The 8412-nt window shown below is 70.6% G+C and carries 6 protein-coding genes; 4 read left to right on the forward strand and 2 right to left on the reverse strand.

What is annotated here, in order from left to right:
* Positions 1–94: 94 nt before the first annotated feature.
* Positions 95–1720, reverse strand: coding sequence for an FAD-dependent oxidoreductase (locus D0D15_RS34750; protein WP_094008841.1), 1626 nt, complete (start codon positions 1718–1720; stop codon positions 95–97).
* A 183-nt stretch (positions 1721–1903) separates the two neighbouring features.
* Here D0D15_RS34750 and D0D15_RS34755 point away from each other — a divergent pair, with 183 nt between their 5' ends.
* From D0D15_RS34755 to D0D15_RS34770, 4 genes are all read left to right on the forward strand, one after another.
* Positions 1904–3115 (forward strand): cytochrome P450, encoded by a 1212-nt coding sequence (locus tag D0D15_RS34755; protein ID WP_094008840.1) that lies wholly within the window; start codon positions 1904–1906, stop codon positions 3113–3115.
* 78 nt (positions 3116–3193) lie between these two features.
* Positions 3194–4258, forward strand: coding sequence for a methyltransferase (locus tag D0D15_RS34760; RefSeq protein ID WP_094008839.1), 1065 nt, complete (start codon positions 3194–3196; stop codon positions 4256–4258).
* A gap of 18 nt (positions 4259–4276) precedes the next feature.
* Entirely contained in the window at positions 4277–5944 is a 1668-nt protein-coding gene (locus D0D15_RS34765; RefSeq protein WP_094008838.1) for an FAD-dependent oxidoreductase, read from the forward strand.
* Positions 5945–6008: 64 nt separating this feature from the next.
* The gene (locus D0D15_RS34770; protein WP_094008837.1) at positions 6009–7574 is read left to right on the forward strand and encodes a right-handed parallel beta-helix repeat-containing protein; all 1566 of its coding nucleotides are present in this window, start codon (positions 6009–6011) and stop codon (positions 7572–7574) included.
* A gap of 47 nt (positions 7575–7621) precedes the next feature.
* On the opposite strand, the gene D0D15_RS34775 is transcribed toward D0D15_RS34770, so the two are convergent.
* Positions 7622–8412 (reverse strand): adenosylhomocysteinase (locus D0D15_RS34775; protein ID WP_115945065.1); only part of this gene is annotated, 791 nt, incomplete at its 5' end.

Genomic DNA, 8412 nt, shown 5'->3' on the forward strand with positions numbered 1-8412 from the left:
CCCCGGCTCGACACCTCCATAGGGACACTCCCCCGCCGGCAGGACCGGCCCCCTCGATCAGGACCGGCCGCCGCTGGTCGGCGCGTCTCCGCTGTCAGGGCTGCCGCGCGAGGATCCGGGTCATCGCCTGGCGCAGCTCATCCTCGGGCTGTCGCGGCAGCTCCCGCGCGCGCCAGGCCACGAAACCGTCCGGCCGGACGAGCGACGCTCCCGTCGCCGTGACGCCGTACGCACCGGGAAAGCGGTTCTCGGCATCGGTGTACTCGGCGCCGATCCGGTGGGCGGCGAGATCGACGTCGAGCGCGGCGGCGACTGCCTTGGCAGCATCGGTCCACGCCGCACCGTCGGCACCGGCCAGCAGGGTGAAGCCGCCCGCGCACAGATCCACAGTGGACACGCGCCGGCCGGCCCTGGTCAGCCACAGGTGCGGCGCGCGCAGCCCCGGACGCCCACCGGCCGTGCGCGGGTCCTCGACCCGGTCCGCCGGCGAGGGGGTGTCGGCCAGCACGGCCGGCGAGTCGTACCGGTAGCCGAAGATCATGGCCATGTCGTCGACCCGCGTCGCCTCCTCCCCGGAGCCTTCCCGGCGGTCCTGCAGCAACTGCATCGCGGTTTCCATCGTGACCTGGGCGACCGGGCGCCGCTCGGCCTCGTAGGTGTCCAGCAACCCGGCGCCCGCCTGACCGCGCACCACTGCGGCGAGCTTCCACGCCAGGTTGTGCGCGTCCGCGATCCCGGTGTTCGCGCCGTAGGACCCGGACGGCGGCACGACGTGGGCCGCGTCGCCCGCGAAGAACACCCGCCCGGACCGGTACCGCTGGGCCACCCAGGCACCGATCCGCGTCGTCGTCACCTTCTGGGTCCACTCGGGAACCGGGGAGACCAGCTCGACCTCCAGGTCGGGGAGGCCGACGGCGAGCCGCGCGTACTCGGCGCACCTCTCCTCGGTGAAGTCCTCCGGCGTCTCGCCCTGCTCGGGCTGGTACGGGATCGCCAGCGCCCACCTGCCGTCCTCGTTCAGCGGGCTCAACGTCGCCCCCGGCCGAGGCTGGTCCAGATAGGCGAGCAGGAACCGGCGCTCGCGGCTCGCGGCGCTGAGATCGGCGTCGAAGATGAAGTTGACGACGTTGATGAAGACACCGGGGCCGTCCGCACCGACGCCGAGCCGGTTCCGGATGTGCGCACGGTTGCCGTCCGCCGCGATCAGGTAGCGGGCCCGGATCCGCTGCAAGTCCCCGCTGGCCACGTCCCGGACCACCGCGGTGACACCGTCGCCCTCTTCGGTGAACGACACCAGCTCGGTGCCGAAGCGCACGTCGGCCCCGCTGCTGTCGGCGGCCACGCGGATGACGCGCTCCAGCTCGTCCTGGTCGATCATCGCCCAGTCGGTCGGGCTCAGCCCCTCCGGCGGCCGGACCTGGGCGAGCAGGTCGGCGCGGAAGCGCTCCGGGCCGGTCAGCGTCTCCGCGCCGATCATCTCCGGGTAGTCGACCAGGAACGAGAGGTGCTCGCGGATGGTGCCCTCCAGACCGAGCGACCGGTAGATCTCCATCGATCGCGGGCTGAACGCCCGGGCCTGGGGCAGGATCGCCGTCGACGGATGCCGTTCGACGAGGATCGGGCGGACACCCGCCCGCGCGAGGAAGACCGCCGCGGAGAGGCCGGTGATACCGCCTCCCACGATCAGCACGGGGGTCTCGTACTCCGTCGGTCCAGTCATCGAGGTGCCGCTCCTGTTCGTTGTCCAGTGTTCCACCCCATAATCAAACGATCGCATCACTGTGTCAACCATTTGAATGATTGAGTCCACCTGATGACTAGTCGAGAGGTCGTCGAGCAGGCGTCGAGCCGCGGTCGCGACGATGCCCGGGACCGCGCACCGCGCTTCGAGGAAGTGGTTGTGATGACCGAGTCCACCCCGTGCCCGATGCCGCTGGGCCGGAAGACCCCGCTGGACCCGCCGCCGGAGTACACCCGTCTCCGCGCGGAGTCCCCGGTCTGCCCGCTGGCGCTGCCCGACGGCAACACGGGGTGGCTGATCAGCGGTTTCGACGAGGTGACCGCCGCGCTCGTGCACCCCGCGGTGAGCGCTCAGCGCAAGTTCCAGACCAACGTGTCCGCGGTGACGCTGACCGCCGGGGAGTGGGAGGCATCCGGGTTCGGCACGTCGTTCATCGGCATGGACCCGCCCGAGCACACCCGCTACCGCCGCCTGCTCACCGGCCAGTTCACCGTGCGACGGCTCAACGCGCTGGCGCCGGGCATCGAACGGATCGTCGAGGAGCACCTCGACGCGATGGCCGCCGCCGGGCCGCCCGCCGACCTGGTGAACGACTTCGCCCAGCCCGTCCCGTCACTGGTGATCTGCCACCTGCTCGGCATGCCGGTCGAGGACACCGCGGAGTTCCAGCGACACGCCGACGTCATGCAGCGACTCGAGCGGACCAAGGCGGAGCTGCTCGAAGCGATGACCGGAATGGCCGACTGCATGCGGGAGCTGGTGCGGCGCAAGCGGAAGGAGCCCGACGAGGGTCTGCTGAGCGGCCTCATCCGCGCCGAGCCCGAGGACGGTGTCCCGCTCAGCGACGGCGAACTCGTCGCGATCGGCAACCTGTTGATGATCGCCGGCTACGCGACCACCGCGAACATGATCTCGATGGGTGCGCTCGCCCTGCTGACCCATCGCGAGCAGTGGCGGACGCTGCGCGACGACCCGGGCCTCGTCGAGCGCGCGGTCGAGGAAATCCTGCGCTACCTGTCGGTGGCCCCGTTCGGACTGCCGCGAACCGCCAAGGCGGACTTCGAGCTCGGCGGCAGGCAGATCCGCGCGGGCGACCCGATCGTGCTGTCGATCGAATCGGCCAACCGCGACGGCAGGCACTTCGAGGATCCGGACCGGTTCGACATCAGCCGCGAGCCCAAGCGGCACGTCGGTTTCGCCTACGGCGTCCACCAGTGCCTCGGCCAGCAGCTGGCCCGCATGGAGCTGCGCATCGCCTTCACCCGGCTGGCCCGCCGCTTCCCGGAGCTGCACCTGGCCATCCCGGTCGAGCAGGTGCGGATGCGGGACGACATGCAGATCTACGGCGCGCACGAGCTCCCCGTCAGCTGGTGACCCGCCAGATTCCTCCAGCAGCGCTCGAGACCGGGCCGCGATCCTGGCCGAGCCGACCCGACCCGAGAGGTGGACCCGATGGACGAACAGGGCAACGCGACGCACGCGCGCGGCACGTTCAACGTGCTGGACGAGAACCTGCCGCCCGAGCAGCAGGTGCTGGGTTTGTTCTACGCCAAGTGGATCCTCGGCGCACTGCGGGCCGCGGTCGAAGTGCGCGTGCCGGACGTGCTCGCGGCCGGTCCGCGCACGGCCACCGAAATCGCCGCCGAGATCGGTGCGAACCCGGATGCGCTCTACCGCGTGCTGCGCACGGTCGCGGCCGCGGGCATCCTCGACGAGAGCACCGACGGCCGGTTCGCCCTCACCCCGTTGTCCGCGGGGCTGGTGGACGGGGCCGAAAACGGCATCCGCGACATGTTCCTGTTCGCCTCGGACCCGATGTTCCTGCGTCCGTACGAGAACGTGGCGCACACCGTGCGCACCGGGGAGCCCGCGTTCGTCGAGGTCTTCGGCATGACGTTCTACGACTACATCAAGGTCAACCCGGCGAGCGGCGCGCTGCTGGACCGGGCGATGGTGCAGAACCACTGGCCGGACATGGACCGGATCCTCGACGACTTCGACTTCGGCCGCTTCCCGCGCATCGGCGACATCGGTGGCGGCCGCGGCCAGTTCCTGGCGCGGATCCTGCTGCGCCACCCGCGCTGCACCGGTGTGCTGGCCGATCTTCCGCCGACCGTGGCCGAGGCCAAGGCCGAGCTGGAGAACGCCGGTGTCGCCGACCGGGTCACCGTCGTGCCCACGGACTTCTTCGAGGAGGTCCCGTCCGGCTGCGACGCCTACTTCATCAAGCACACCCTGCACAACTTCGACGACGACAAGGCCCAGCTGATCCTGACCCGGATCCGGGCGGCCATCGGGAACAACGCCGACGCCCGGCTGCTCATCGTCGACCAGCTGGTGCGGGGGCCCGGCGAGTGGGACACCGCGAAGCTGATCGACGTCGAGGCGTTGTCCGTGCTCGGCGGCCGGGAACGCAACCGCCAGGAGTGGAACCGCATCACCGCGGCGGCCGGCTTCCAACCCGTCAACGAACCGGAACCCAACGCCCTGGTCCTCCTCGAGTACCGGCCCGTGTGAGCGCGGGAGCGTCGGACGATGACCACAGCGCACGACCACGAGACCGACGTCCTCATCGTCGGCGGAGGCGTCACCGGCCTGTCCACGGCGCTGTTCCTCACCCGGCTCGGCATCCGCCCGCTGCTGGTGGAACGGCACCCGTCCACCGCGATCATGCCGCAGGCGCGGGCTGTGAACCCGCGCACGATGGAGATCTACCGGGCGCTCGGCCTGGAGGCGGAGATCCTCGGACGCCAGTCGATCCTGGTCGACTACCCCGAGATGATCGGCGGGGAGACGCTGGCGGGCGAGGAACGCTTCCGCATGGACCTGCTCACCCACGTCCGGCCCTCGCCCGACCTCAGCCCCGTCGACTGGGCGATGATCGACCAGGACGAACTGGAACGCGTCCTGCACGCGCACGCCGTCCGCGAGGGCGCGGACGTCCGGTTCGGCAGCGAACTCGTCGATCTGTCCACTGCGGACGACGGGGTCACGGCCACCGTGCGCGAGAACTCCGGTGGCGCCGAATACCGCGTCCGGGCCCGGTACCTGGTCGCCGCGGACGGCAACCGCGCCGGGGTGCGGCGCCGGCTCGGGATCGGCGTGGACCAGCCCGGGCCGACGGACCACGCGGTGTACTGCATCTTCGACGCCGATCTCACCGAGCCGTTGCGCAGCCGCCGGTTCCTGCTGGCCTACCTCGACCGGCCGACGACCGGCACCGTCCTGGTGCCGTTGCGCCGGTTCGGCCGCTGGATGCTCGGCGTGCCGTACCACCCCGAGCGGGGCGAGCGGGCCGAGGACTTCACCGAGGAACGGTGCGCTGAACTGGCGCGGGCCGCCGTCGGAATTCCCGGTCTCGAGCTGACCCTCGTGCCCCCGGTTCCCGGGTGGCCACAGAAAATCTCCCACAGCACCGGCGGTGGGTGGGTGGCGCACAGGTTCCGGTCCGGGCGCGTGTTCTTCGCCGGCGACGCGGCACACGTCTTCCCCCCGGCCGGCTCCTACGGAGCCAACACCGCGATCGGCGACGCGCACAACCTGTCCTGGAAGCTCGCGGCCGTGCTCCACGGCCAGGCCGGGCCGGCGCTGCTCGACACCTACGAACCGGAACGCCGCCCGGTCGCGCAGTTGTCCCTGGGCCAGGCTCTGCGGCTGCTGCGCGCGCGCCACGAGGGCACCGAAGAGGAACTCACCGGCATCGACGACCTGACGATGATCTTCGGTTACCGGTACGAGTCGGCCGCGGTCGCCGGTGAGCGGCCCGCGCCCGCCGAGCCGGTGGAGAACCCGCGCACCCCCAGTGGACGACCTGGCCACCGCGCCCCGCACGTGTGGCTTTCCCGGAACGGGCGGCGGATCTCCACGCTCGACCTGTTCGACGGCACGTTCACGCTGCTCACCGGCCCGGACGGGGCGGAATGGGCAGCGGCGGCCAAGACGGCGGCGGCCACGCTCGGCGTCGAGGTGACCGTGCACCACATCGGCCCCGGCCTCGAAGACACCGCCGCGCGGTGGTCCGCGTGTTACGGCGTCACCAGCAGCGGCGCCACGCTCGTCCGGCCCGATGGCTTCATCGCCTGGCGCGCGCCGGAACCGCCCCCGCGGCCGGACCACGAGCTGACCCGGGTTCTCACCGCGCTGCTCGCCCCGGAGCCCGGGGTGACCGTTCCCAGCCGAGAGCCAGGAGACCGGCTCGTGTGAAATTCGAGTCGTCCTCCAGCGGGCGCGGCCAGGATCCGGCGCGTTCTGGCTCGAGGGAGGAACGATGCTGAGATCAACCCGCTGGAGATCGCTGGGAGTCGCGGTCGCACTGGTACTCGGAACGCTGACCGCGTTCCCGGTCCCGGGCGCGGCCGCCACCGGCCGGACCTGGTACGTCGACTGTGCGGCCGGGGACGACCGCGACGCCGGCACCAGCCAAGACGACGCCTGGAGGACACTGGCGAAGGCCAGCAAGGCGGTCTACCGCCCCGGTGACCGCCTGCTGCTGCGCCGTGACACCGAATGCACGGGCACCCTGGCACCACGGGGTTCCGGGACCGCGGACCTGCCCATCACAGTCGCCTCGTACGGCAGGGGCGCCAAGCCGAAGATCGCGGCGAACGGCGCGCTCGCGGCTGTGCTGCTGCGAAACGTCGAGGGCTGGGAGATCCGGGACCTGGACCTGTCCAACCAGGGCCCGCCACCCCAGCCGGCCGAGATCCGGTTCGGCGTGTACGTCCTGCTCACCGACTTCGGCATCGGGCACCACTACGTGGTGGCGAACGTCGACGTGCACCACGTCAACGGCTGCGAGTGCCAGAACCCGCACCAGACCGACCCCAGCGGCGGCATCGGCTTCAAGGCGGCAGGCGCGACCACTCCCACCGGCTTCGCCGACGTCCTCGTCCAGGGCAACACCCTCACCGCGGTCGACCGGCAGGGCATCGTCACCTCGTCCGACTGGGAGCGCCGTGCCGAATACCCGGCGGGCCGCGGCACGTCCTTCGTGCCGATGACCGGAGTGGTCGTCCGCGGAAACACCCTCACGGACATCGGTGGCGACGGTATCGCGATCTTCAACGGGGCCAAGGCGCTCGTGGCGCGCAACGTGGTGCGGGACTTCTCCCAGCGGGCCACGCACTTCAGCGCCGGCATGTACGCCTACAACTCCAACGACACGCGATTCCGCTTCAACGACGTGGCGAGCAGGCCGGGCAGCCTGCCGGCCCAGCCGTACTACTTCGAATCCGCCAACATCGGCACGATCTTCGAGTACAACTTCAGCCGCGGCAACAGCGGGGGCACGCTCGGCCTGTGCAACGATCCCGGCGACACCTTCCAGGGCAACGTGTTCCGCTACAACATCAGCCAGGACGACGACGGCCGCGGCAGCTACCCCTGGGGCGCGCCCATCGCGCTGGTCAACGAGTTCGCCTGCGGGACGATCGGCGAGACCGCGGTGTACGGAAACACGTTCTACAGCACGGTGGCCGAGCACCTGGTGACCGACGACGGCGTGCCCGGGATGAAGTTCACCGACAACATCTTCGCCGGCCGCCCGGCCGGCTCGATCATCGACGGTGCGACCGACCAGTTCGACCACAACCTGTACCACCGCGTCATCGACGTACCGGCCGACCCGCACCCGGTGGTCGGCGACCCGCTGCTGCGCGCCCCCGGAGCGGCGACCTCACGCGACACCGCCTCCGGCTACCAGCTCCGAACCGGATCGCCCGCGCTCGGCGCCGGAACTTCCGTCCCCGGCAACGGAGGCCGCGACTTCTTCGGCAACCCCATCCCCGCCCAGTCCCCCAACATCGGCGCCTACACCGGCCCTGGAGTCGGCTGAGACCGGTCCGGGCGCGGGCCCCTTCCCCCGTGCCCGGACCGGAGCGGTCAGTAGCGGTAGTGCTCCGATTTGAACGGGCCCTCGACGTCGACGTCGATGTACTCGGCCTGGTCCTTGGTCAGCTTGGTCAGCTCGCCGCCCAGCGCCTGGAGGTGGATGCGCGCCACCTTCTCGTCCAGCTTCTTCGGCAGGCGGTAGACCTCCTTGTCGTACTCCTCGTGCTTGGTGAACAGCTCGATCTGCGCGATCACCTGGTTGGAGAAGGAGTTCGACATCACGAACGACGGGTGCCCGGTCGCGTTGCCCAGGTTCAGCAGCCGGCCCTCGGACAGCACCAGCACGCTGTGCCCGTCCGGGCTGTGCCCAACCCGGGGGCGGCCCCCGGAACCCCCGGAAGGGAAGATCCACTCGTCGACCTGCGGCTTGATGTTGATCCGCCGGATACCCGGGTACCGCGCCAGGCCGGCCATGTCGATCTCGTTGTCGAAGTGGCCGATGTTGCCCACGATCGTCTGGTGCTTCATCCGCGCCATGTGCTCGGCCATCACCACGTCCTTGTTCCCGGTCGTGGTGATCACGATGTCGGCCTCCGGCAGCGCCGACTCCAGCGTCTTGACCTGGTAGCCGTCCATCGCCGCCTGCAACGCGCAGATCGGGTCGATCTCGGTCACGATCACCCGCGCGCCCTGCCCGGACAGCGACTCCGCCGCACCCTTGCCCACATCGCCGTAGCCGCAGACCACCGCGACCTTGCCGCCGATCAGCACGTCCGTGCCCCGGTTGATGCCATCGATCAGCGAGTGCCGGATACCGTAGCGGTTGTCGAACTTCGACTTGG

Source organism: Amycolatopsis thermalba, from assembly GCF_003385215.1.
GTDB lineage: Bacteria > Actinomycetota > Actinomycetes > Mycobacteriales > Pseudonocardiaceae > Amycolatopsis_E > Amycolatopsis_E thermalba.